Annotated in this window: 28 protein-coding genes and 1 pseudogene; 11 read left to right on the top strand and 18 right to left on the bottom strand. The window is 31.1% G+C overall.

All coding sequences use genetic code 11. The features are described 5' to 3' along the window. The 6 genes from B5G32_RS14130 (at position 1) to B5G32_RS05560 (ending at position 3,278) form a co-directional block, all read left to right on the top strand. On the top strand, positions 1-576 hold the full coding sequence (locus B5G32_RS14130; RefSeq protein ID WP_239386202.1) for an alpha/beta hydrolase: 576 nt from the start codon (positions 1-3) through the stop codon (positions 574-576). Between the two features lie 66 nt (positions 577-642). After that, a complete protein-coding gene (locus B5G32_RS14135) occupies positions 643-969 on the top strand; it encodes a hypothetical protein (RefSeq protein ID WP_239386203.1) in 327 nt (108 codons plus the stop codon). Between the two features lie 8 nt (positions 970-977). Continuing rightward, positions 978-1,661 carry a poly(ethylene terephthalate) hydrolase family protein gene (locus B5G32_RS05545; protein WP_143746601.1) on the top strand — a complete coding sequence of 228 codons (684 nt, stop codon included), beginning with the start codon at positions 978-980 and terminating at the stop codon, positions 1,659-1,661. 6 nt (positions 1,662-1,667) lie between these two features. Continuing rightward, complete coding sequence (locus B5G32_RS05550; RefSeq protein WP_087936087.1) at positions 1,668-1,883, top strand: hypothetical protein; 216 nt, start codon at positions 1,668-1,670, stop codon at positions 1,881-1,883. 662 nt (positions 1,884-2,545) lie between these two features. After that, positions 2,546-2,863, top strand: a complete 318-nt coding sequence (locus tag B5G32_RS05555) for a nucleotidyltransferase family protein (protein WP_158093979.1) — start codon at positions 2,546-2,548, stop codon at positions 2,861-2,863. Beyond that, entirely contained in the window at positions 2,853-3,278 is a 426-nt protein-coding gene (locus B5G32_RS05560; RefSeq protein ID WP_087297504.1) for a HEPN domain-containing protein, read from the top strand. Before B5G32_RS05555 ends, B5G32_RS05560 begins: the two co-directional genes overlap by 11 nt. 635 nt (positions 3,279-3,913) lie before the next feature. Here the strand turns inward: B5G32_RS05560 and B5G32_RS05570 are convergent. Both B5G32_RS05570 and B5G32_RS13925 read right to left on the bottom strand, forming a co-directional pair. After that, positions 3,914-4,651 (bottom strand): annotated as a pseudogene (locus B5G32_RS05570) (aldo/keto reductase); the annotation flags it as partial. Between the two features lie 12 nt (positions 4,652-4,663). Then, on the bottom strand, positions 4,664-5,335 hold the full coding sequence (locus tag B5G32_RS13925; protein ID WP_204209642.1) for a hypothetical protein: 672 nt from the start codon (positions 5,333-5,335) through the stop codon (positions 4,664-4,666). 405 nt (positions 5,336-5,740) lie between these two features. Here B5G32_RS13925 and B5G32_RS05575 point away from each other — a divergent pair, with 405 nt between their 5' ends. Next, a complete protein-coding gene (locus B5G32_RS05575; RefSeq protein WP_087244239.1) occupies positions 5,741-5,995 on the top strand; it encodes a type II toxin-antitoxin system RelB/DinJ family antitoxin in 255 nt (84 codons plus the stop codon). Continuing rightward, positions 5,988-6,260, top strand: a complete 273-nt coding sequence (locus B5G32_RS05580; protein ID WP_087936089.1) for a type II toxin-antitoxin system YafQ family toxin — start codon at positions 5,988-5,990, stop codon at positions 6,258-6,260. Before B5G32_RS05575 ends, B5G32_RS05580 begins: the two co-directional genes overlap by 8 nt. A gap of 365 nt (positions 6,261-6,625) precedes the next feature. On the opposite strand, the gene rpsR is transcribed toward B5G32_RS05580, so the two are convergent. Genes rpsR through rpsF form a run of 3 tightly spaced genes read right to left on the bottom strand, consistent with a single transcriptional unit; the run spans position 6,626 to position 7,625 of the window. Then, positions 6,626-6,853: a 30S ribosomal protein S18 gene (gene rpsR, locus B5G32_RS05585; RefSeq protein WP_087244237.1), complete on the bottom strand. Its 228-nt coding sequence runs from the start codon at positions 6,851-6,853 to the stop codon at positions 6,626-6,628. A 14-nt stretch (positions 6,854-6,867) separates the two neighbouring features. Then, on the bottom strand, positions 6,868-7,323 hold the full coding sequence (gene ssb, locus B5G32_RS05590) for a single-stranded DNA-binding protein (RefSeq protein ID WP_087244236.1): 456 nt from the start codon (positions 7,321-7,323) through the stop codon (positions 6,868-6,870). Between the two features lie 14 nt (positions 7,324-7,337). Next, on the bottom strand, positions 7,338-7,625 hold the full coding sequence (gene rpsF / locus B5G32_RS05595; protein WP_087244235.1) for a 30S ribosomal protein S6: 288 nt from the start codon (positions 7,623-7,625) through the stop codon (positions 7,338-7,340). Between the two features lie 285 nt (positions 7,626-7,910). Between rpsF and B5G32_RS05600 the strand changes: the two genes are divergently transcribed. After that, positions 7,911-8,516, top strand: a complete 606-nt coding sequence (locus B5G32_RS05600; protein ID WP_087936090.1) for a peptidoglycan recognition protein family protein — start codon at positions 7,911-7,913, stop codon at positions 8,514-8,516. A 14-nt stretch (positions 8,517-8,530) separates the two neighbouring features. Next, positions 8,531-9,232 (top strand): MmcQ/YjbR family DNA-binding protein, encoded by a 702-nt coding sequence (locus B5G32_RS05605; protein ID WP_087936091.1) that lies wholly within the window; start codon positions 8,531-8,533, stop codon positions 9,230-9,232. A 30-nt stretch (positions 9,233-9,262) separates the two neighbouring features. Here B5G32_RS05605 and B5G32_RS05610 read toward each other — a convergent pair whose 3' ends face one another. The 12 genes from B5G32_RS05610 to ychF form a co-directional block, all read right to left on the bottom strand. Beyond that, entirely contained in the window at positions 9,263-10,390 is a 1,128-nt protein-coding gene (locus B5G32_RS05610; RefSeq protein WP_239386204.1) for a glycoside hydrolase family 10-like protein, read from the bottom strand. A gap of 31 nt (positions 10,391-10,421) precedes the next feature. After that, positions 10,422-11,057 carry a 2-C-methyl-D-erythritol 4-phosphate cytidylyltransferase gene (ispD, locus tag B5G32_RS05615; protein ID WP_087297947.1) on the bottom strand — a complete coding sequence of 212 codons (636 nt, stop codon included), beginning with the start codon at positions 11,055-11,057 and terminating at the stop codon, positions 10,422-10,424. 74 nt (positions 11,058-11,131) lie between these two features. After that, positions 11,132-13,339: a glycoside hydrolase family 3 N-terminal domain-containing protein gene (locus tag B5G32_RS05620; RefSeq protein WP_087936092.1), complete on the bottom strand. Its 2,208-nt coding sequence runs from the start codon at positions 13,337-13,339 to the stop codon at positions 11,132-11,134. A 20-nt stretch (positions 13,340-13,359) separates the two neighbouring features. After that, entirely contained in the window at positions 13,360-14,121 is a 762-nt protein-coding gene (locus tag B5G32_RS05625) for a MurR/RpiR family transcriptional regulator (RefSeq protein ID WP_087304383.1), read from the bottom strand. Positions 14,122-14,160: 39 nt separating this feature from the next. Beyond that, positions 14,161-16,815: a glycoside hydrolase family 38 N-terminal domain-containing protein gene (locus B5G32_RS05630; protein WP_239386207.1), complete on the bottom strand. Its 2,655-nt coding sequence runs from the start codon at positions 16,813-16,815 to the stop codon at positions 14,161-14,163. After that, complete coding sequence (locus B5G32_RS05635; RefSeq protein ID WP_087936094.1) at positions 16,799-18,139, bottom strand: PTS sugar transporter subunit IIC; 1,341 nt, start codon at positions 18,137-18,139, stop codon at positions 16,799-16,801. Before B5G32_RS05635 ends, B5G32_RS05630 begins: the two co-directional genes overlap by 17 nt. A gap of 111 nt (positions 18,140-18,250) precedes the next feature. After that, positions 18,251-19,513 (bottom strand): glycoside hydrolase family 125 protein, encoded by a 1,263-nt coding sequence (locus B5G32_RS05640; RefSeq protein ID WP_087936095.1) that lies wholly within the window; start codon positions 19,511-19,513, stop codon positions 18,251-18,253. A 62-nt stretch (positions 19,514-19,575) separates the two neighbouring features. After that, on the bottom strand, positions 19,576-19,995 hold the full coding sequence (locus B5G32_RS05645) for a GNAT family N-acetyltransferase (protein ID WP_087936096.1): 420 nt from the start codon (positions 19,993-19,995) through the stop codon (positions 19,576-19,578). A 15-nt stretch (positions 19,996-20,010) separates the two neighbouring features. Further along, a complete protein-coding gene (locus B5G32_RS05650) occupies positions 20,011-20,322 on the bottom strand; it encodes a DUF3788 domain-containing protein (protein WP_204209657.1) in 312 nt (103 codons plus the stop codon). A gap of 235 nt (positions 20,323-20,557) precedes the next feature. Continuing rightward, positions 20,558-22,558, bottom strand: a complete 2,001-nt coding sequence (locus B5G32_RS05655; protein ID WP_087936097.1) for an AAA family ATPase — start codon at positions 22,556-22,558, stop codon at positions 20,558-20,560. 209 nt (positions 22,559-22,767) lie between these two features. After that, positions 22,768-23,496, bottom strand: a complete 729-nt coding sequence (gene srtB, locus B5G32_RS05660; protein WP_087936098.1) for a class B sortase — start codon at positions 23,494-23,496, stop codon at positions 22,768-22,770. Further along, complete coding sequence (gene ychF / locus B5G32_RS05665) at positions 23,496-24,596, bottom strand: redox-regulated ATPase YchF (protein WP_087297939.1); 1,101 nt, start codon at positions 24,594-24,596, stop codon at positions 23,496-23,498. Before ychF ends, srtB begins: the two co-directional genes overlap by 1 nt. Before the next feature lie 125 nt (positions 24,597-24,721). On the opposite strand from ychF, the gene B5G32_RS05670 reads away from it, so the two are divergent. Then, entirely contained in the window at positions 24,722-25,042 is a 321-nt protein-coding gene (locus B5G32_RS05670) for a putative heavy metal-binding protein (RefSeq protein WP_087244223.1), read from the top strand. A gap of 159 nt (positions 25,043-25,201) precedes the next feature. Here B5G32_RS05670 and B5G32_RS05675 read toward each other — a convergent pair. Beyond that, the coding region (locus B5G32_RS05675) for an Hsp20/alpha crystallin family protein (protein ID WP_087936099.1) at positions 25,202-25,552 on the bottom strand (351 nt) is incomplete at its 5' end.

Below are 25,552 nucleotides of genomic sequence, written 5' to 3' on the forward strand. Positions count from 1 at the left end.
ATGTTTATATTTATATGCATAATGACATTTGTCGTTTGTTTTTTACTAGGAATAGGTTCAAAAGTTGTGTTAAAACCTTCATGGGCCAAAAATGATGAAGTGAAAATGACACCAGAAGTTGGAACATTGTATACTGATTTATCTTATGGCGAAAAAGAATCAAACCGATTTGATATGTATTTACCTCATGATCAGACAAAAAAACATTATGGATTGGTTGTTTATCTCCATGCTGGAGGGTTTACCTCTGGAGACAAATCAGGAGATAAAGATATATTATCATGGCTTTGTTCCAAAGGATATGTTGCTGTTGGGATTAATTATACACTTTTTAATGAAGACAATCCTGATGCCAATGTCTACACACAATCTCTAGAAATCAAAGACGCTATTCCTCATATCATTGAACAAGCCAAACAATATGGTTATTCCATTGATCAAATGGCAATTGCCGGGGGATCAGCAGGACATATTCTTGCGATGATTTATGCTTATCGTGATGCCAAAACATCCCCTGTTCCCATTCAGTTGCTCTTTGGTGCTGTAGGTCCATCAAGCTTTTACAAAGAAGATTAGAATATATATGGATTTGATCAAAATACAGATGAAGCCAGACAAGGTGCAGCTGGATTATTCAGTGTCATGTCTGGGACACAAATCACATCTGAAATGATTCAAGATCAGACATATCTTGAAAAAGTCAAACCTATTTCAGCTCTCATGTGGATTAACGAAGAAACCGTACCAAGTGTTGTTGCTTATAGAAAATATGATAAAGTACAACCTTTTAAAGGTTCACAACGTTTATTAAAAACCTATCAAGATCATCATGTTGATTATCAATACTTTGTAGCTGAACATTCCGGACATGGCTTACAAAATGACAATAAAATCTATTATCAATATATGCAAACAGTAGAAGCTTATTTAGATAAATATATACCTGTAGAGGAGTCAGTAAATAAGTGATTAAAAATATGATAAAAATAATAGCTATAATTCTTTTGATTTTAATATTGCTTGTTGGTTGTTTACTTTTATTAATGTCTACAATTCCATCTGTTCCAACCAATTATACAAAGACTATTAAAACAGGTGGCTCAATAGAAGCTCAATATCTTCAATTAGGTCCAAATGATATCTCATATCAAAAAGAAAAAGGAACAGAACTCATAAAGTATTTCCATATCTATTATCCTCAAGAATTAAAAAAGACACAAAAACAATATCCTGTTGTCGTTATATTAAACGGAACTGGTGTTTTACCTAAAAAATATCCTGCTTTGTTTCAGCATTTGGCTTCATGGGGATTTATTGTCATTGGCAATGATGATCCAAGCACAGGATTTGGTTTATCAGCTGATGAAACAATTGACTACTTAATAAAAATTAATGAAAATCAAAATCATATTCTCCACCATCATATTGATTTGAAACACATTGGTCTAACGGGTCATTCTCAAGGTGGTGTTGGTGTATTGACTGCTATATCTCATACAAAACATCAACAGATTTATAAAACAGCTATTGCTTTATCACCCACTCATGAAAAAATGGCTCATGATTTGGGATGGGCCTATGATCTCACTCAAATTTCTATTCCCCTATTCATGATTGCAGGAACAGAAGGTGATTTTGAAACCAAAGCTATTATTCCTTGAGAAGCCATGCAACAAATGTATGATAAAATTCCTTCACCAAAAGTCATGATGCGAAGAAAAGAGGCTGATCACGGAGAGATGTTATATTCAGCAGATGGATATGTTACAGCATGGTTAATGTGGCAATTACAAGATGACATTTATGCAAGCCAGGCTTTTCTAGGTAACAATGCTGAAATATATCATAATGATTTATATCAAGATGTTTACTATGATAAGTAACTTACTAATAAAAAACTATATAAAACAGATTTCTTTTATAACATACAAACGAAAATACTCAGGGATAATCCATATATTAAAAAGATATCTCACAAAATTCTCAAAAGTTTAAAATGGAATTCTGGACTTGCTATTCAAAGAGTGATACCCTTTCTTTCATACTTTCTCCTTTGATATTGATTCACATAATCTTGGGCCAAAACATATAAGTAACATTGTCCAACGAACAAAAAAGGAAGCACCGCACTTGGAAAGATTTGAAGATACTAGAAAATACAATGATGGTCGCCTCAAGACAAGGAAAATGTCTCCTGAAGAAAAGATTGCCTATCAGAAGCTAGAAAAATAGCTACAATAAGCGTCAACAAAAAAGAGCACCAAGATAAGGAAAAACCTATCTGTCAGTCATGTTGAGAAATAAAGAATCTGTGGAACAGGAATTGGGTGCAACAAACGCCCTTATCGAAAAATAGCAGCAACTCAATCATATGAAATTCAATCCGATTTAACATCTACCGTGCTTACCAATAATCAATTGATTAATGATGAGCTACAAGAAGAAAATGATATGGAACTATAATGATGGCAAGTTGCGGTCGTTAATTTACTGGAAAATATTTGTTTATATATGGTATACTTATAATATAAGGTGGTGGTCTAAGTTGAAATATAAAATTTGCATTCAAAATCCATTTCCATTCTGCGAAAAAGTATATCCAACACAACAAAGGAAAGTAAAAGAAATGCTTGATTATCTCAAACAGGATGCTGACATAAAGTCTATAACATTATTTGGCTCAAGCATCACTTCAAATTGTCATAATGATTCTGACATTGACCTATATGTAGAATTGAAGAAGGATAAAAAAGTAATCAATAGATATTTTGATTTTGTATTTGACTTATGGACTAATTTCACTGCTGATGAACGTCTTAAGAAAGAAATAAAAAAGAAAGGAGTGGTCATATATGAACAATGAAACTCTTTTTGATAAGGCAAAGCAGAATTTAAAGGTTGCAGAAAGTATTTACTCAACCATTGCCATAAATGATGAAGCTTATCTTAATTATGTCGGATATCATATCCAGCAGGCACTGGAGCTATCCATCAAGTATATGCTTGAAATGAATGGAGTCAACTATCCAAAAACCCACGATATTGACCAATTGATAAGATTGGCAAACATCAATAATGTTGAATTGTATCTTAATGAGTATATTGATGATCATAGTGAGATGTTTTCATTGTGGGAAGCTCGAACACGTTATATTTTGAATTATAGACTTGAAAAAAGAAAAATAGAGCGTTCATTAACAGAAACAAAATCATATTTGGATGTTATAGAGAAGATGATAAGTCATCATCTCGACAATGATGAAGGCTTGGAAATATGATAAACAATCCTATTGATATAATATATTGACGGCAAGTTGCCGTCTTTTCTTTTTTACTTAATGTTAGTATGAGATTAAGGAAAGCCAATCTACATAGAAGAATGGCAGATATATACCCAATAAACACAAGCTCATATTCAAAACGAGTCTGCTTCTCAATCAACTGATAAAATCTCGCATTGATTTTCAAGCTGGAAAATATACTCTCGAGTGGAGATGAACTTATAGCCATCAGTGTAGGATTGATAATTCTGATTGAAAAGCTATTCCTCATTCCAAAAAGAATCTAAAAAAAACAGTAAGCTGACAGGAAGCATTAAGAGATGGGAAGGCAATCCAATGATAATAAATTCCTTTGAAAAGGATTCCTTCAATGATATTACCATTTCTGTTGGTCTTGAATTCAATACATTTGTCATACTTAACACAAACAAGTCTAAATTTTTATAATCATTAAAATTATACATAATCATCTTAGACACAAAGCCACTGATCTTGACCAGTGGCTTAAGACTGTGTCATTCCTCCTTGACACAATCATATAAGATAATTTTTTTATAAAATATACCTTTTTATTTAATTGTCCTTGACATGGGGTACACTTTAAAACCTGAAGTGCTATCATATATTTTTATTTAATCTTCAATCACAAAAGCATTACGTAACATATCTTCCACACCTTCTGCTTCTGGATCATGTGTAGTTTTGCCAGTATCTAATGCTCTCATAGCTTCCATTTCTTGTTCAGTTAATTGAAAATCAAAAATTTGTATATTACCTTGAATTCTTTGGGGATTGGTAGACTTAGGTAAAACAATAAGCCCATCCTGTGTTTCAAAACGTAATAAAATCTGTCCTGCATCCTTGTTATATTTTTGTGCTAATGAAGTGACTAATGGATGTCCTAATAAATCAGTATTACCATGTCCCAATGGATAATAACATTCTAATTTAACATCATCTTTATCTAAAATTTGACGAAGTTCTCTTTGTTGACAGAATGGATTACATTCAACCTGATTAACAGCTGGTTTTGTTTTGAATTGAGGAACATACTGATTCCAAATCTTAGGTGTCATATTGCTGACACCTATTGATTTGATTTGTCCAGCTTTTTTAGCTTCTTCCATAGCTTTCCAAGCTCCTGTAACATCACCATAGGGTTGATGAATCAAATATAAATCAATATATCCTAAATCAAGTTTTCTCAGTGATCTTGCAATACCTATTTTTGCTTGTTCATAACCATAATCCTGTAACCATAGTTTACTTGTGATAAAGATGTCTTCTCTAGGAATACCACTATCTTTGACTGCTCTTCCTACATCCTCCTCATTAAAATAAGCTGCTGCTGTATCAATATGACGATATCCGGCTTTTAACGCCTAATATAATGCTTCTTGATTATTCGTAATATATTCTTTATGTGCAGCATTTTGTACCAAACTGTTATAAATGCCAATTCCTTCATCTAAAATTGCTATTTCTGCAAGTTCGTAAGTTGGCCAATATTGCCCACATATCCAAACAGTATTTGTTTTAGCATGTTCTGGTGTATTTCGTAAAATCTCACGAATTAAAAATGTAAGTAATCTATGCAATTCTTTATTTCCTCTATCTACAACACGTGCTAATCGACTCGCTTCAGCTGCAATTAACTCACCAAGAACCATATAGTTCCCTTTCGCATATTCTTTTTTCTGTAATTCATCTATAACTATTGGTGTTATGGGTATATAATTTTGACTCCCGTTTGCTTCACCAGGTTTCTTTCCAATTTCTAATGATGATGAAATATATTTAAAGAAACCCATTGTGCCTGCATAATTCTTTCCACCATTATCAACACCAGTAAAGTCAAAGGATATTTGTGGAAACTTGTTTATATAATGACGTATGATAGCTCCCATAAACAACATAGGAAGAGGATCAAATTTATGCATTTTTGTAAAATCAAAAATCATCTCATTGTCTGGAACTATTTCATTTAACCTTTTTGCAAATTGAAGTTTTTCTGATAAATCTTTATTGTCAATATGAATTATCAATTTAATCATTCCCTTTAAACAACTCAAATTTCTTATATTCAATTTATTTCCATATGCTTTGAACAATTCATTTATTCGATTATTTTATACTACAATGATAACTGAAATACGTTATATTTATTATTTTAAAGAGATTATGTAAATCTAATTGCTCGATAATTTTATTATACCCAAAAAAAGCAATGATTATCATTAATTGATTTTCATCACCTTTTTATAATATAATTATTTACACTATAACAAAAATAAATGAATCATGTATATAAACAATTAAAGATATACTACCATAATGAATAATGATATGAGATAGTGCATAAAATGGTTGAAACTGCGTATACTATCAATGTAGTTCAATGTATTGACAACGAATTACATTTTGATATAATGATGGTGAGAGAAGGAGGCGAATGAAACATGGCACAGATGAGCTTCAGAATCAATGATTCAGTCAAGAAAGATTTCGAAAAGATATGTGAAGAACTAGGTTTGAATCCAACGACTGCATTGACAATCTTTATTAAAAAAATGTGTAGAGAACGCAGAATACCTTTTGATGTTTCTCTATATAACAGTGATACTCTTAAGATTCTTGATGAAACAGCAAACAATCAGAATCTCAGCAAATCATTTGATACTGTGGATGAATTATTCGATGATTTAGATGCTTAAAATCAGGTATCATCATACCTTCAAAAAAGACTATAAGCTGATGAAGAAACGTGGAAAGGATTTGGCAAAGCTGAAATACGTTGTTAATGAACTGGCTAATCAGCGTCCACTTGATGAAAAATATCGTGACCACGAATTGACAGGCAATTATAGAAACTTTAGAGAATGCCATATTGAGCCTGATTGGCTTCTCATTTATAGAATAGAAAAATGTGAATTGACACTTGCATTGGTTAGAACAGGTACACATTCTGATTTGTTCTAAAAAGGAAGCCAGACAATCTGGACTCCTTTTTTCATGAAAAAATCTTCTTTATTGATGATATTTCTTATATTCATCCATATCGACATAATATTGTCATTTATCATAGTATAAATTCCCATCTATGATCACATATGTTATATAAAGTTTCAAGCTGACTTTATACGCTCCGATAACAAAATAAGTCCTTTCCTACGACATATTGAGGTAATGGTGTAAGAAACAACAAAAAAACTACGAAATAGCTTCCGTAGTTTCTAAAAAAACATATCATATTAAGTTAAAAATCACTTTAAAAGTGCCACCAGTTTGCCACCAGCTTACATTTTAACTTCAAAATTCCCTGATTATATGGGCTTTTTTTCTTTCTATTCACCAACGTATGGTAATAAAGCCATTTGTCTAGCACGTTTAATAGCAACTGCTAATTGTCTTTGATATTTAGCACTTGTTCCAGTTACACGTCTAGGAATGATTTTACCGTTAGCAGAAACAAATCTTTTTAATAATTCAACATCTTTGTAATCGATGTAATCAATCTTGTTTTTTGTAAAATAGCAAACTTTTTTTCTTGGTCTTTGTCTTTTGAATGCCATAAACCTTTTCCTCCTTAAAATTGAATATCATCTTCCATGATATCAAATGAATCAAAAGAATTATCAAAATCCTTTTCTAATTCTACTGTTTTCATATCATAGAAGTTATCTTGTGATACTTGTGGTTGTTGTTGCTGTGCTCTTTCTCTAGCAGCTCTTGTTTCTAAGAACTGTACACTATCACAAACAACTTCAACAACATACACTTTTTGTCCCTGAGCATTATCATAGCTACGTGAACGAAGTCTTCCTTCGACACCTACCAATGAACCTTTTGAACAATATCTTTCTACATTTTCAGCAACTTTATTCCAAACAACACAATTGATATAATCAGCCTGTTGTCCATCTGCTGAATTATAGTTACGATTTAATGCTAAAGTAAAGCTTGTAACTGCAGCACCACTATTTGTTCTTCTTAACTCAGGATCTCTCGTCATTCTTCCAACTAATACAACACGATTAATCATCAGAATTCACCTTCTTATTTAGATCTTCTAAGAGTCATATGACGGATAACGTTTGCATTGATACGTGAAATACGTTCAAATTCAGAAATATTTTCAGGAGTAGTTGTTGTATCTACGACAACATAATATCCTTTTTTGTAATCCTGAATTTCATAAGCAAAATCACGTAATCCCCATTCGTTAACATTATCTACAGTTCCTTCACCATTTGTTAAAATGTTTTTGAAGTTTTCGATTAATGCATTTCTTGTTTCTTCTTCAACATCAGGTTTTACAATAAACATGATTTCGTACTTATTCATCTTTTTACCTCCTCCTATGGTCTAATGGTCTATATCTTAAATATAGACAGGCAGTAAATTTATTACATGCTCACGTAATATACCACATATACGCCCTTTTGTCAATCCAGACATATATAAAAACCTCATAAAATCAATACTTTTTACAATACAATAATCATTTGATATTCTCAAATCAACAATCATGATATAATAGTTGATATCCACATCAATTTATAAAATATTAAGAAATTATTTATACATTTTCAATGCTATCATGACATAATGTAAAAGCGAGGTGATCTTATGGCAAAGAAAAAAAGAATCAATAAAAAGCCTATGATTTGTATGCTTGTGATTTTACTGATCATTGGCATAGGAACAATTTATCTGTCTTCACGTCATCATAATGATATTGAAGAATATCAGGTTGATGGCTTATCGATACAACATCAATTTTTAACGGTTAATCCCAATTCGCGAAGTGGAAAAACATTACCAAGAGTTAATGGTATTGTGATTCACTATACTGCCAATCCTGGTTCCACTGCTCAAAATAACAGAGATTATTTTGAAAATCTGAAAATAACCAGAACGACTTCTGTATCTAGCCATTTTATCATTGGTTTAGAAGGAGAAATCATTCAATGTATTCCTTTGAATGAAGTCGCTTATGCTTCTAACAATCGTAATAAAGATACCATTTCTATTGAATGCTGCCATCCTGATGAAAGCGGACAGTTTAATGATGCAACTTACCAGTCATTACAAAAACTCGTGCGTGCTTTAATGGACTCCTATCACTTACAAAGTCAAGATGTGATTAGACATTATGATATTACTGGTAAAATCTGTCCGAAATATTTTGTTGATCATGAAGATCAATGGCAAGAATTCTTAAATTCTCTATAATGAGGTGATTCATCTTGAGTTTAGAACAAGATATATTTCAAAGAACAAAAATTGATTTTAATAAACTGATAGCCTATGGCTTTCAAAAAGAATGTCATCAATATGTTTATATTCAAAATATTTTAGATAATAGCTTTCAAGTCATCATTACTATCAATACTGATGAAGATATTCATGGAAAAATGATTGATTTAGCTTTTCATGAAGAATATATCAATTTTCGTATCAAAGCGCAAACTGGTGAATTTATCACAAAAATACGTCAAGAATATGAAAAGATTTTAAATGATATCAAAGACCAATGTACTACACCGCAATATTTTATATATCCTCAAGCCAATAGAATCGCTGATTACATAATAAAAACATATCATGATTATCCTGATTTTCCATGGACGAGCGATCCTCACTATGGCGTTTTTAGACATCACAACAATCAAAAATGGTATGCTTTAATGATGAACATCAATAAAAATAAAATCACTTCTGAAAACGGGGATGTAGAAATCATCAATTTAAAATTAAAAGAAGAACATATTTTACAACTACTTCAAGAAAATGGTTTTTATAAAGCTTATCATATGAATAAAAAGAAATGGATTTCTATCATCTTAGATGGAACATTATCTGATGAAGATATTTTCAAATATATAGATGAAAGTTATCAATTGACACAAACAATCCATACAAAAACAAAAAAGGATGTCATCCAATAGACTATATAAGTCGATTGGTCACATCCTTTTTTATGCATGTTGCCTTAATAATTCATTTAATTCCTGTATTGATGATTCTTTCAGGAATGAATCATATCGAAATAAACTAAACCCTTTATATCCATTTTCATATAAAATTTGAACTTGTGAAGCAATATTACGAGAGTTTTCCTGCCATCCATAATCCTCATCAACAGCCCCGCCAGCACGATAAAGCGCTAATCCAGCATATAACATAACATCTTGATGTCTTGGTATTTTCGCAAATTGCTCACATCGATCAGTAAACATTGTTGTTTTTTTATTTTCACCATACTGATCACTCCAATATATCTGAGGCATTAAATAATCAATATAGCCTTCTTCCCCTAACCATGTATCAATATCAGCCCCATCATTTAAACAATTTTCATAATTGCCTTGAGGACTGATGCCAAATACAACATTTTCATCAGTCTCTTTAATTGTCTGATAAACATCCTGTATGAGCATATTAACATAATCCATACGTTGATTGGCCGTTGTGCCATCATGTGTTCCTGATACATAAAAATAATCATCAAAATGTATACCATCAACATCATAGTTTTCCACAACTTCTTTCACTCCATCAACAATATAATCTCTCACTGACTGACTGGCAGGATTTAAAATATATTGATATGTGGCATAACCAATTGTCTGAGTTGCATCTTCCAACCAGTCACGATGCGGTGAATGATTTAAAAACTGTTCAAAGCTTGCTTGATTTAAAGAGACTCTATAGGGATTAATCCATGCTTCAATGGACATACCTTGTTGATGAGCAATGTCAATCATCACTTCTAATGGATCAAATGATAATGATTCCTGATGTGTAATCACTCTTGAAAGAGGAAACAATTCTGATGCATATAAAGCATCACTAAAAGCACGCACCTGAACAATAACGGTATTGATTTTATAATCTTTTATATTTTCAATAGCTTGTGAAAAATCTTCTTCAAAGCTTTCCTTTGATTCATAAGAAAACTGTTCTAAATCTCCATACGCAAACCAGACAGCTCTTTTGTCAAAAGAAGATAATGAACATGGTGGATGTGGCATAAAGAAGTAAATAGTCAAACAGATACATAATAATATTATAATAACAAGTAAACTGTGTTTTTTCTTTTTCAAAAGACCACCCCATTGATTATATTCAGAAGTTTTATTTTAAATCCTCTTTTGTTGTAATTTTTTTATTTTCATAATCCCCTAAAACAAAATAAACTTTTTCATCAGTAAAATGTTCTACCATTTGAGCATCATCAGTAGCCAAATAGTGCTGTTGTATCGCTTTTGTGTAAGCATCTAAAATCAGTTTGGTATGAAAAGCCTGTGGTGTCTGTGCCTGCATTAATTCTTGTCGATTAAGTGTTTCTTCGACAACACCATCAATCACTCTTTTAATTGTATCTTTACAAGGTACCATTAATAAACATGCTGGATGTTCTTCTAGACATGTTAACAGATCATCAATCTGTTGTTTTTTTAAATAAGGTCTGGCTCCATCATGAATCAAAACATTTTCATATGTCACATGTTGTAAACCTGCAAATACACTATCCTGTCTTTCTTTTCCCCCATCAACAAACTCTATGCGTTCATCACTTAATAATTGTTGAAATTCTTTTCTTTCTTCAGGTCTTGTCACAACAATAATCTGTTGACAGCGTGTATCGTTGATAAAAGTTTCTAAAGTCATTTCATAGACTGTCTTACCACGAAATGAATATAACATTTTATTATAATTCAATCCTGTTCTTTTCCCCTGTCCAGCACATAAAATAATGACACTATACATTGTTCTTCCTCTTTTCTCTCTATAAACTGCATTTATCATACCATATTTACCCTAATTTATCAAAAAAAGCTACCTTAGCAGCTTTCTTCAATACAGACACTATATTCCTTATAATTTTGTGAATCTTGACCGACACAAACAGCCAAACGTCCTGTTTCTACAATATGTTCCATATCTATATTCCATATTGCCAGATCATCATAACTCAATGTGATACTGACTGTCTGAACAGCATGATGAGGAACATATACTTTCTGGAATCCTTTTAATTCCAGCACTCTAGAAACAATGCTTGATTGTAAATGCTTGATATAAATCTGAACCACATCTTCTCCATCTCTTTGACCTGTATTATGGACATCTAAAGTAATAGTGAGTCCTTTTTCTTTTAATTCCTGAATGGAAATCTTTTGAGATAAAGATATATTTTGATATTCAAATGTTGTATAACTCAGTCCATAACCAAATGGAAGCAATGGACCAGATGGTAAATCTATATAATCTTTTTGTGCTCCGTTATGCTTATGATTATAATAACATGGCAATGCCCCTACATGACGTGGAATAGAAACACTCAAATGTCCACTAGGATTGTAATCTCCAAATAGCACATCAGCGATTCCATCTCCACCTCTTGAACCAGGATAAAAACTAGCCACAACCGCTTGAGAATAACGCATGACATCATTGATCACATGAACTCTTCCTTGAATCAAGACTGTGACAATATTTGGATTCACACGATGAATCTCTTTTAATAATTGATTTTGATATCCTTCTAATTCAAGACTTGCTAAATCAATATTTTCTCCACAATTCATTTCATTTTCATCTTGAATTCTTAATGCGCCATTATTTTCAAAAGCATTTTGATATAAACGCGTACTATTACCACCTAAAACCAACACAACAATATCTGCATCTTTTGCAATCTTTAATGTTTCATCTAAATTTTCAAATTGTTTCTTTCTTGTAGTACATCCTAATGCATAGCTGACTTGTGAAGCTTTTTTACAGATTCCCTGATAAACAGTCACAATGTCTTGAGGATTTTGATAAGCCGTATAATCACCCAACTGATGGAGATAATGATGGGCATTAGGTCCAATCACAGCAATTTTTTGTGTTTTCTTTAATGGTAAAATATGAGTATCATTTTTTAATAACACTTGACATTCTCTTGCACTTTGCAACAATAATTCATCACATTGAGGCAATGGTATATTTTGTGAAGGTTCAAAAAGACCTAACTTTTCTTTGAGTCTTAAAATTCTTTCAACCGCTATATCTAATTCTTCTTCAGTGACATAACCTTGTTTAACAGCTTCATCAAGTTTGGTATAAACCTGATCCCATAAACTCAAGTCAACACCTGCTTTTAAAGCCAGACTTCCCATTTGTAAAGGATTGTCATTTAATAATAACAGTCTATCTAAAGCACATCCATCAGCCATGACAATGCCATCAAAACCATACTCTTTTCTTAAAATATGATGAAGAAGATTTTTATGAATATGACAGGGAATTCCATCTATTTCATTATAAGCTGCCATAACAGCTCTTGCACCCGCTTTGACTGCTGCCTTGACTGGTAGCAAATGAATATCTCTTAATTCTCTTGGACCAATCTTAGCTGCATCCGAATTATGTCCACCTTCACAGGCTCCTTGAGCACATAAGTGTTTGACAACAACGCTGACTCCATTTTGATCTTTTTCAAATCCCTGCACAGCACTTTGAATCATTTGTGAAGTCAGATACGCATCCTCACTAAAACATTCTTCACTTCTTCCCCAACGTGGATCTCTTAATACATCAAAACCAGTAAATAAAGCAAGATTTCCACCTTTGGCGGCTAATTCCTGACTGACATTCTGTGCAATTTTTTCCATCAACAAAGGATTCCAGGTCATCCCCATCGCTAGTTGCGTAGGATAAACAGGACTTTGTAATGCCATATGACCATGAACACATTCTTCTGTAATCAAGGCTGGTATTTGAAAACGCGAATGTTTCTTGATATAATCCTGAATCATTTGAATAACCTGATAACTTTCTTGGCGTGTAATCCCATTATGTTCATCAATCTGTGACCAGGCATCAGCTCTCATAATTCCATAAATCGCACCAACGCCTCCATATTCTTTAACGTGTTTTTTAAATAAATCTGTTAATTCATAATGGTCTCCTACCTTCTGATAACATTGCCAACCATATAAATGCTGGTTTAATTGACCAACTTTTTCCTTTAAAGTCATTTGTTTAATTATATTTTCTACCATTTTCTTTCCTCATTTTTTATTTATAAATATTTTTTACTATATAAATGTTGATTCACTAATTCTCTAAGTAAATATTCAATAGCCAAATGCATATGTAAACGTGAATCAATATCATATCCTTCATCTTTTGATACTGATACATTCACAGTATAATCAGATAGTTTTGACATCGTTGAATTTATTTTTTCTGAAATTAATAATATTTGACATCCATTCATTTTAGCAGTTTTCATAACGTCAATAATATCTTTTGTTTCCCCACCACGTGAAATCACAATGACAAAATCTTTAGAAGTTAAATGATTCGCTTCTAAATATAAAAACCAATTATCATCTGGATATATTGTTCTGATTCCAAATAAACTCAGTTTTACTGCCAATATCTTCGCAACATATTTATTCATCCCAGAGGAACAAACAAGAACATTTTTAGCCTGTACTATACTTTCAATAGCTTTTCCAATATCTAAATGTCTTAACATAGACATTGTATCTTTGATTTCCTTTTCAATAGTATCACAAACATTATCACATCTAGATGTATATTCATATTCATCTCTACGATGGTATAAAAGATCATAGCGAAAATCCATAAATGTTTTATAATTTAATTTTTTCACCATTCTAAAAATAGTTGTTGTGGATACATTTAAAGCCTCAGATAATGAAGATATTGTTAAATTTGGCTGTAAATCCTGAAAACTCAAAAGTTTATGAAAACATTCCACTTCTAGTTCAGTTAAATGATTTCCATATTCTTGAAAATTTTTAATGAGACTCATAAACAATCAATCCTTTCATATGAAAATAGAGTAGAAAATCTACTCTATTATAACAGTTACAAAAGTATTTGACATCATGCTTTTGATATAAATTTTTCCATCTTGATTTTCAAGTTCTTCTTGTTTTTCTTCTAATGCATCCCCAAGATAACATTTTTTATCTGCTGGAATATATAAAACAACATTTTCAATATCTTCATCACGATTATTAAGAATACGGATGACTGATGCTTGACCACATTCAGCTTTCTTATAAGCCATCAGTTCAACTCTTGTATCTAATTTTATATCTTCATATTGCCATTTTAATCCTTTATTTTTTTGACGGCTGATATCATTAAGATAACGTGTTTGAACTGGTGTATTTAATATTTCAGCTGTACGAACCAAATCAGACATTTGTTGACTTTCACCAAAGAAAAGTGAGTATTGACTCGTTACTTTTTTATCCAGCAATTGTGAAGATGGCGTATCCATACGATATCCTGATGATCTTCCAGGTCTAATCAGCAAATCAGCTTTTCCAAATTTTCCAACGCTTCTTAAAAGTGTTAAACAAATTCTTTGATCATTTTCTACTTCATATTCAAGAGGTCCTTGACTTAATAATGACATGATAGCATTTTGATGATTTAATTTCACAAAGCGTTGCATCGCATAGATAGGTAAAACATATTCTGTTGCCCCATTTTCTATTCCTTTTTGATTTGTAATCACATTATCTCTGATAATAGTTCCAAGTTGATCTTGACTACAGTTTTGTTTAGAAGTATAGATATCATCAAAAGCAACTCTGACAATATGATCACAAGAATGATTTTCAATAGTTGTTTCAAAATCAACTGTCTGACTATGAGCCTTTAAAGAAACATCAGTGATAATACGTAATGGTTTTGTTTCTTGACTACGATGATGGTCCACCACTTTTGATGGCACAGCTGTATCAAAAGTGATACGATATTTGACTTCAATGGATGATGATTCTACCAATTCTATAGTTGGTTTCACATCATTAATTCTGATTTCTTGATCATCAATACATGGTGAATAATTATATTCATCACCATCATCACCTTTTTCAAGTAATGTATGAAGATGATGATAAGTTTCACCTGTCAGTTTATTTGTGACTGTTAAAGTGCCATCTTCTTCAATCACTACTGATAAATATTTATTTTGTGCTCCATGATTCATCACACTCACATCTCCTTGTAGAGATGTAGATGTTTTTTCTTTGAAGCAAACTTTTAAGATTTCATAACCCATTGGTGGTAAAAATGAAGTGTCAATTTTGAATTGAACTTTAAATTTCGTACCCTCTAATACTTCTCCTGAGTCATGGAAGTTTTCCATACCATTATAGTATTCAATATCATGACATGTCTCTTTTGTTTCATTCATGAATTGATAAGGAACAATTGTCCCATCATGACGTTTTAATACAAAATCTTTATCTTTGACAATCATGCTTACAAAGGCAAAATCTTGTCTTTGATATGGTAAAGTATTAAATAATACCAAAATATCTTCCTGATCATTTAATTCACTTAAATCCACTGTTTCGGCTAAAAATCTAAAATTCATCCAAATCAGTTCATTCAAACCATGTCGTAAATTTAATAAACGATTTTCCACTGTATGATTGATACTATCTGGCGAAGAACTATATATAGAATCATGGAACTGATTTTTAAAGATAATCTTCCAGAAATAATTGATTAATTCCTGATCACAGTGACCCCCAAGTGAACGTGTCATACTGACCATTGGTTCTACAACTTTTGCCATGATTGTTTCATAATAACGCATCGCATTTTTTATATCTACACGTGTAGACGTAATGCCTGCATGAATACGTCCTAAAGTTGCACTTCTTGCTTCACCTTTATAGACTTTTAATTCATGATGATTTTGCTTAGCAGCTTTTAAAATATTTTCAAGATAGTCTTCAGGGTTTGTCATCTGACATTGATATCCATCTTTTTGTAAACGATTGATCATTTGAGAAGAATGGCGTCTAGGGAAAGCATAATCGCTTCCTAGCATAAATAATATTTCGCCATCCTGATAACGTTCTTTAAGTTTTGGAATAAAATTTTCCATATCCTTTTTAACATCTTCATAATCTTCTGGGAAACCACGATAATGTCCATATCCTAAAGCAAAATGAATAGCCGGTAAAACTGTATTGCCGTTTCCTTCCCATAAAAACAATGAATCTTCTAAACAATCATAATCAAATCCACGCCATGCATAAACACCTTTCATACCAATTTGTTTAAATAGATAAGGCGTAATTTTATTTTGACCAAATGCATCTGGAACCCATCCAACTTGGAGGCAATGTCCAAATGACTGCGCATATTGAGATCCTATAATTAAATTTCTAAGTAATGCTTCCCCTGATGGAATAATCATATCTGGTTGCACATACCATGGACCTATAAATAATTTTCGAGCTTTGACTAATCTTGCAATACGCTCTTTTTGAAATGGTTTAATACTTAAATAATCTTCTAAAGCAGCAGTTTGTCCATCGAATGTAAAATATTTCATTTGTGGATCGTTTTCTAACATATCAATTAAACGATCAAAGAAATAACAAAGTTTAATACGTGAAGCATCTGTTGAACGTAACCATTCTCTATCCCAATGAACATGAGGAATAAAATGAATATTACTCAAGAACAACACCTTCATTCTGGGCTTCAATACTATTTTGTTTAATTTGTAATTTAACAAATGGATAATATAAGATTAAATCAATAATAAACAATACAATACATAAGATAACAGGACTGATTGTAAATGCACCTAATACCCATGCATTGACAAAGATAGGTTCTACACCTGAATTTAAGACAACTAAATGGTTAACCCAACCCCAAGAAGTCGCAAAATAACCAATAATTGCATTAATAACAGGAACAAAAACAAATGGTAAGAACATAATTGGGTTTAATACAATTGGTAAACCAAAAGTGACTGGTTCATTGATACCAAATAATCCTGGAATAATTGCAACTTTACCAATAGATCTTTCAGCAGAACCTTTTTTACCTAAAATAAGTAATAAAACAACAAGTGCTAATGTCGAACCAGATCCTCCAATCATGGCATAAACATTACATAATGTATTTGGAGCAACTTGTGTAATACCATCAAATGAACCTGTTTCCACATACATTTGAATGTGTTCATAGAAAATTGGCATCCATAAAACTGAGATTAATCCCCACATAATTGAGAATCCATGAACACCAAAGAACCATAATAATTGCATAATAATGATAACTAAAATAACGGCTGGTAATCCTGTACCAATACCATTTAATGGTGAAATAATAAATTCAGTCATTAATGCCTGTAATGAAGCATACCCACAAAGTACAACAATTTCTTTAATAACTGAGAAAATAACCATAATGACAAAAAATGGAATAATTGATAAAAATGAATTTAATACCATTGGTGGAACTTGTCCTGGTAATTTAATTGTATATTTAGAATTAACTAAATGATAATATAAGAATGATGAAGCTAAACCAATAATCATTCCTGTAAACATACCTTCATAATTGAAGAAATTAATTTGAAATGCTGTAATTGTTGAATCACCAACATCAATAGCATTTGGAATTGTTGCGATATAAGCAATAAGTGAAACAATACAAGCTACTAATGGAACACATTTATCACCTGTTTTATTTGCTCTTAACTGATTAGAATAATTGTAAGATGAAGCCAGTACAACAACTAAACCAGTCATACCCATAGCAACTGTATTAATATTTGTAAAAGCGTTAATAATACTTCCTAAGATTCCATCTAAAGGAATTCCCCATTGTGTAAACCAATAATTAGCTTGTTGACTCACTAAACCTGCAAGAGATCCAACAACAGTAAATGGACTCGTTAAGATACATGCGTCTTTAATCGCATTTAATAACTTGTTTGAAGTGACCTTATCAGAAAGTGGCATAAGATACTTCTCTAAAAATGACATAATTAATTTCATATTTTTTCCTCCTCAACAACAATAAGTATACAGAAAGCACTTTCAAATAGAAATTACAAAACCTGTAATATTTTTACAGATTTCCACAAAAAAATAAGAGGTTGTTACCTCTTAGAAATAGACTTTCATAATCAGTTCAGCAAACAATGAATTAGCCCAACAAAACCATGGTCTTGTATATTGACTATCATCATTGACATCAAAACTTTCATGACAATATCCTGTATCACCTGTATTATTCACAATCATATCAATAAGTGTCTGAATTTCTTGTTGATTGGTAGATGTTAAAGCTTGCATTGTCAGCGCAATTGGCCAAATATAGTTTTCCCATGTATGTGGAGAACCAATGCCTTTGGCTTTTTTTCCTGCATAATAATATGGATTATCTTCACTTAAAATAAAACGTCTTGTATTTTGATAAATCGGGTCATCTTCATGACAATATTCTAAATATGGTAAAGATAATAAGCTTGGTACATTGGCATCATCCATTAAAATATGATTTCCATATCCATCTGTTTCATAGGCATAAATTTTGCCATATTTTGGATGAAGATATGTTCCAAATAATTCAATACCATAATCAATCTGGAACTTCAAATCAATAATACGTTCTACAAGACGTTCATCCTGATAAAGATCACGTACAATCTCTACTAAATAAGATAAAATAACACTACAAAACATATTTCCTGGAATATTGTAATTCAAAGCACAGGCATCATCACTAGGTCGAAAAGCACTCCATACCATTCCTGTATATCTTGTATCAAATCCATGTCCATGATTTTGTAATGTCTCTGTTTTTCTTAAATTCCATACTTTCGCCATATCTCTTTCAAAAGTATAAGAAGATTTCTGACTATGATACTGTTCAGTTTCAAAAACATCTAAAATCGTATGAATAAAATAAAGATACTGTTTATCAAAAATAGTTGTATCATTTGTTTCTTTGTAATATTGATAAGCGAGTTTGACTGGATAACATAATGAATCAAGTTCAAACTTTCTTTCCCAGACATATGGTTTCATAATTGTTGTATCATGATATTCTCTTGGAACATCTTCCGTATTTAAAAAAGCATTAGCATATGGATCCAATAAAACATATTCTATTTGTGAGCGAATTAATCCTTTGATTTTATTTTGTAGATCCTGATCATCTTTCATTAATTTTAAATAATGATTCACCTGACAACTTGAATCACGTAACCACATAGCATTAATATCACCCGTAATAATATAAGTCTTATCTCCTTCAACTTTTAAACTTGTTTCTAAAGTTGACATAAAACATTTTTTAAACATTTCTCTTAATTTCTGATCTTTGATCACATCATCAGCTTTTTGCATTATTTCTGTTCTATTCATACTATCCCTCCTCCTATTCATTTTATATAAAAGATAGTCTCTTTTCCATTTCTAAATATGTATTATTTTTTCTTTATAAACATCTGCATACCATGTCCTGATAAATCATTAGGCAATAATGAAAAACCTAAACTTTCATAAAAACTCTCTTTTCCTTTTGCGGCAATCAATTGAAGAGAACAGCGTTCTTCTTTTTGTAAATGTGATTGGACATATTGAATCATACATTGAATAATTTTTGTCCCTATTCCCTGATGCTGATAGTCTGGGAGAACTGCCACATCACAAATCAGATAATAAATGCCGTCACCTATTAATCTTCCCATTGCAATAGAATGTTCATAATCTTTAACAACAATACTATAAACTGTCATATCTAAAGCCTGTTGTAATTGATGATCAGTCAACATTCTCCATTGTACACCTTCTCTTATCTTTTTAATATCTTCAATATTTAATGTATTTTCTTCATAAATGAACATTTTTATTTATACCTCTTACTTTCCACAAGCTTTTATATTGATGATTGTCTTGATATCTTCATATTGTTTATTATCATCATCTAAATCAATCATTAACCATTTTTGTCCATTTCCCTCTTGTGTATTTGCATAAATATTTTGTATGTTACTGTGTAATGTTGGTAATATTTGTTCAAAACTGTCTTTCTCTTTCTTTCCAATAACAACCATAACAGTAAAATAATTCTCTCTAGGATAAATCGTACATAATGTTTTTTGACTTTTTTTCATTTTGATATTCCAGCCATACTCCCAGCTACATTTACTAAATTCATATTTTGGTGTGATAAAGTATTAATCTATCATATATTGATAAAACAAGTCCCATAATGGATTATGAATATATTGACTTATATCTTGCTGTGTTGGCATGGATTGACTATCTTTTCTATCTAACATAATCTTCCTCTTTTCTTTTCCATATCATTACCATACCACATCAAATGATAAATGAAAACATTCATCAAAATAAAAGAATCTACAAAAAAGTGCTATTTTTATCAATAGCACTCAGTATCTATCATTATCTATTTTTAGAAACAAGATATTTTTTCATCTGTTTTAATAATGTTCTTGCTCCTTGATTGACATCATAATCTTTTAAAATATCTTCCATCATACTCTCGGTAAGTGGGATTGGTGTCTGATTTTTTAAAATTTGTTGTAGATGTTTTTTTTGTAATGTTTGATATTCAATAATTTCATCAATACGATTTAAGAATTCTTTTGAAAAATAAGACTCTAAATGTTGATATGAAGGAAGTTTCTTTTTAAAACCAACAATAGATTGATTTTGTTTTGTGACATTAGAAGTCATGATAATAATGGTATCTTTAAATGAAATGATATGATGATGATTATCTTTTAATACACCTTCATCAAAGACTTGTAAAAATAAATGCATAACTTGTGGATTGGCTTTTTCTATTTCATCTAATAATAAAATACTGTCAGGATATAAAATCATATCATGAAATAAAGTCGATTGCTGGTCATAACCAACATATCCTGGTGATGAACCAATAATCTTATTGACACTCGTTGTATCACTATATTCAGACATATCTAATTTAATAAAATGTTTATGCATGGTTTCTGCTAAAAATTTGGCTGTTTCTGTTTTTCCAATGCCACTGCTCCCTGTCAGCAGATAAACACCTTTTGGTCTATGAGGATGGGGAAACTGTGCTAAGGACTCTAAAGATTCAATAAGTTGATGTATAGCTCTCTGTTGTCCAATAATATGATGATTTAATGAAGTCTCAATATCCTGATAAGAATGATTTTGAAGACTTGCTCCTGAAATTTCTTCAATAACCTTTTCAATATGTTGTGACTGTAAAGTCTGATCTTGTTGGAAAGTTGCTTTGACACATGATAAATCTAAAACATCTAGAGCTTTATCAGGAAAAACACGTGATAATAAATATTGATCACAAAGACTAATAATTTCGTCAATACGTTCATCAGGTATATCAATATGATGATAATTTTCATACTGTTGTTTTAAACCTAAAAGAATATCTTTTGTTTCTTCTTTTGTATTCTCGTTTATTTTGAGTATGGAAAAACGTCTGTTCATAGCTTGATCTTTTTCAAAGTATTTATAATATTCTTCGATAGTCGTTGCCCCAATCAAAGTTAAATCTTTTCTAGCTAGAAAAGGCTTTAAAATATTAGAAGCATCAATAGCTCCTTCTGCTCCTCCTGCACCAATTAAATTATGAATTTCATCAATAAATAAAATAGCATCTTTTGCTTGAATCACTTTATCAATAATCTTCTTAAACTTTTCTTCAAATTCTCCTCTATATTTTGTCCCTGCAACAATACTCGATAAACTGAGTTCATAAATAACTTTGTTTTGTAATAGCTTTGGAACTTCCTTGTGATTGATTTTATAAGCTAATTTTTCAACAAGCGCCGTTTTACCCACACCAGCTTTTCCAATCAATAAAACATTATTTTTTTCTTTTTTACATAATGTTAAAAAAAGTTGTTCTAATTCCTGATCTCTCCCTATCATCAATCTATTTTCTTTTTTTACTAATTCATTAAAATTAACAAGTTCATGAATTTTATCTAATTCATAGAGTAATGATCTGGTTTGACTTAGTTCTTCTTTAATCTGATCAAAAGAAACATGATATTTATTTAATAATTCAACAGCAACACTTTCCTTTTGTGAAAGTAAAGCTAAGCACAATATATTTAAACTGACATTTGACTCTTTTCTTTCACGTGTGATATTGATAGCTTCTTCTAATATCTTTTTGACAATATCACTATATTCCATATAAAAAGGTTGAATATCCTTTTCACCAAACAACCTTACAATATCTTTATATATGACTTCATCATCAACATGGTAAGATTTTAACATCTTTGTCATAAGTATATCTTTCATCTTTAATAATGATAATAAAAGATGTTCACTTCCTACATGACTATGTCCTAAATCAAACGCAATACTTTCAGCTATGACAATTGCTTTTTGTGCCTGTTCATGAAATTGTGTAAGCATACTACACCTCTTTTCCTTTCTATCATATGAACTCTATTTGAAATTATTAACGTTTTCTTTATATTTAATCAATTTATTATTTTGCATTATTTTCCAAAAATAATGCATACCCTTTCTATGACTGTCATGTGATGAAAATGACTCTTTTTATAGATGTCTTTTATAAAAAAAGAATTATAACCATTTGTCTTGATTATAATTCTTCATAACTATTCACTTTTTACTTTTTCTCTTAACTGTCCATAAACAACATATCTATTTTCAGTCCCTGAATAACAAGTGCTTAACATAATCATGTTCACTTGTTCATCACTTACGTTTTGATAAACAGAAGCTTCACTTTTAACCTGATTCATATAAGAATCATAATCTATACCTTTTTGATACAGATCACTTGTTGCGGCAATAACTGTAGAAGCTACAGCCTGGTAAACATAAACACTTCCATCAGGCAAATAGATATAAATATCTTGATGTTCATTAAAATAATCTTTTTCAACAAAATATCTCAAATCATGAAAACGTGAACCATTTTTCATATTATGACCATATATGATGGTATTATCATCACTAAAATCTCTAGAATTGATTTCATCAATAAATACATTTCCTGCTGTATTAGATTTCATATATAAATCTGTATATAAATAAGTATTATTGTTTTCACCTTTTAATATAGGTTCATCAATTTTTGTATCAGGAATATATAACCATCCAATCACATCAGAATTAATATTTTGTAGTTCTTCAAAATTAACAACACGTTTTAATGGATCTTCTTTTTCTTCTTCTGGTTCTTCTACATATTGAGTCACTAATTCTGCACTTTCTTTTTCAATTGTATAATAATTATAAAAGATTTTTCCTAATTGAAAAGCTGAAAATAGAAAAACACAAATACATATAAAAAGCAATATTCTTCTGATTATTTTGTTCATTATACATTAAATTTGAAGAACATAATATCTCCATCATGTCCTACATATTGTTTTCCTTCCTGACGAATTTTTCCAGCTTCTCTTAAAGCATGTTCACTGCCATATTCCATTAAATCATCATAGCTATATGTTTCTGCTTTAATAAATCCTTTTTGGAAATCAGTATGAATAATTCCTGCCATTTCTGGAGCTAACATTCCTTTTTTAAATGTCCATGCTCTGACTTCATCAGCTCCAACAGTAAAGAAAGTATTTAAACCTAATAAAGCATAAGCTTCTTTAATTAATTTATCTAAACCACTTTCATCAATACCTAAATCATCTAAGAACATTTGTTTTTCTTCTTTATCAAGTCCGACAAGTTCACTTTCAATTTTGGCACAGATAGGAACAACATCACAATTTTCTTTGGTTGCATAATCCTTTAATGCAACATAATATGGATTACTTTCAGGATTTTCTAAATCTTCTTCACCAAGATTAGCCACATAAATTAATGGTTTCATTGTTAATAATGTGTATTGTTTGACAATATCCATATCTTCTTTTGAAAAAGTCATCACTCTTGCTGGTTTTCCTGCTTCTAAAGTTTCTTTTAATGGCGTTAGAACATCCATTTCAGCTTTGGCTTCCTTATCACCTGATTTTGCTTTCTTTTCAATTTTTCCAATACGTTTTTCAACTGTTTCTAAATCTGCAAAAATTAATTCTAAATTGATTGTTTCAACATCTCTTACAGGATCAACATCTCCATCAACATGTGTAATGTCTTTATCTCTAAAACAACGAACAACTTCACAAATCGCATCTGTTTCACGAATATTTGCTAAAAACTTGTTTCCTAGTCCTTCTCCACGACTTGCCCCTTTAACAAGACCTGCTATATCAGTAAATTCAAAAGTCGTTGGAATTGTTTTTTTAGGATTAAAAATCTTTGTTAATTCATCTAATCGATAGTCAGGAACTTCTACCACTCCCACATTTGGATCAATTGTTGCAAATGGGTAGTTGGCAGCTTCGACCTGTGCATTTGTAATTGCATTAAATAATGTTGACTTACCTACATTAGGAAGTCCTACAATACCGGCTGTTAATGCCATTTTTTCATCACTCCTTAACTCCATTCCATTTTAGCGAAAAATAATCAAAAAGGCAATCTTATTAACTGTAAAATACACATCTTTTCCAAACAAATATGATATTTTAAAAGTAAGGAGGCGATTATATGATTTTAACAACAACACCTTCTGTTGAAGGAAAAGAAATTATTGAATACAAAGGTATTGTTTTTGGTGAGGTTATTTCTGGTATTAACTTTATAAAAGACTTTACTGCAGGATTATCTAATTTTTTTGGTGGAAGATCTGCCACATATGAAAATGAATTGTTAGAAGCTAGAGAAAATGCATTAAAAGAGTTAGAAGAACGTGCTTATCAAAAAGGTGCAAATGCTATTGTAGGAATTGATGTTGATTATGAAGTTTTAGGTGCTGATAATGGTATGTTAATGGTGACTGTATCTGGCACAGCGGTTGTTGTACAATAAAAAAAGTGGTTAACCCACTTGGTTATCAGTATAAAGAATGTTATTGTGGAGAGAAAACCTGATAACTGTCCTTAATATACGCTCTTTTTCATGAGCTTACTATCATTTTATATAAAACTTTGTTTAAGAATATGTAAAGCAGGGTTGTTTTAACCCTGCTTATTCAATCGTAATTGTATTGTTGTTTTCGATGACTTTCATATCCTGTTTTGGTATTGATATTCTCAAGACTCCATCTTCAAATTTAGCCTTGATATCGCTTTGTGGTACACTTTCTCCTACATAGAAGCTTCGACTCATGCTTCCTGCATATCTTTCCTGTCGGATATATTGTCCTTCTTTATTCTTCTCATCTTTATTTAAGCTCTTTTTAGCTGAGATTGTCAAATATCCATTGTCAAATGACAATTCCACATCTTCTTTCTTGAAGCCTGGAAGATCCACATCCAATTCATATGTTCCTTCCATTTCTCTGACATCTGTCTTCATCACATTTCTTGAATGTTTTCC

Origin of the sequence: Massilimicrobiota sp. An80 (assembly GCF_002159255.1) — a bacterium.
In the GTDB taxonomy this organism is placed as follows: Bacteria; Bacillota_I; Bacilli_A; order Erysipelotrichales; family Coprobacillaceae; genus Allocoprobacillus; species Allocoprobacillus merdigallinarum.